1 protein-coding gene is annotated in these 839 nt (G+C 64.7%); it reads right to left on the reverse strand.

Going from position 1 to position 839, the window contains the following annotated elements:
* On the reverse strand, nt 1–839 hold an 839-nt coding region (locus VK92_RS37715; protein ID WP_048025986.1), incomplete at both ends, for an aldehyde dehydrogenase family protein.

Raw genomic sequence — 839 nt, forward strand, 5'->3', positions numbered from 1 at the left:
TCGAGCCGGTAGCCCGGCACTTCGCGCACGTTCACGCTGCCGACTTCCAGCTCGGTGATGAAGCGCGTGATGTGGTCGAAGCGGTTCGTGCACACCGACGACGACAGCGCATAGTCGGTGCTGTTCGACATCCTGATCGCTTCGTCGATGTCGCGGAAACGCATGATCGGCGACACGGGCCCGAACGTCTCGTATTTCACGAGCGGCATGTCGGGCGTCACGCGATCGATCACCGTCGGCGAATACAGCGCGCCGTCGCGCACGTTGCCGACCAGCAGGCGCGCCCCACGCGCGATCGCGTCGTTCACCTGCTGCTCGCAGAACTTCGCGGCCGCTTCGTCGATCACCGTGCCCATGTCCACCGACGGATCGGCCGGATTGCCGTACGACCACGCACGCGTTTTTTCGACGACCAGCTCGGTGAAGCGATCGGCCACCGACTCGTGCACGAGCATCCGCTTGATCGCGGTGCAGCGCTGCCCCGAGTTCTTGTACGAACCCGACACCGCGAGCGTGCTCGCTTCGTCGAGATCGGCGTCTTCCATCACGATGATCGGATCGTTGCCGCCGAGTTCGAGCACCGCGCGCCGGTAGCCCATCCGCGCCGCGATCGACTTGCCGATCGACACGCCGCCCGTGAACGTGATGAGGTCGATCGCCGGGTTCGTGATCAGTTCGTCGGCGATCTCCTTCGGGTCGCCGGTGAGCACCTGCAGCATCTGCGGCGGCAGGCCCGCTTCGTACAGGATGTCCGCGAACAGGTAGCACGACAGCGGCACCTTCTCGGAAGGCTTCACGACGATCCGGTTGTTGGTCGCGATCGACGGCACGATCTTGTG

It is taken from the genome of Burkholderia sp. LK4 (assembly GCF_001043615.1).
In the GTDB taxonomy this organism is placed as follows: Bacteria; Pseudomonadota; Gammaproteobacteria; order Burkholderiales; family Burkholderiaceae; genus Burkholderia; species Burkholderia cepacia.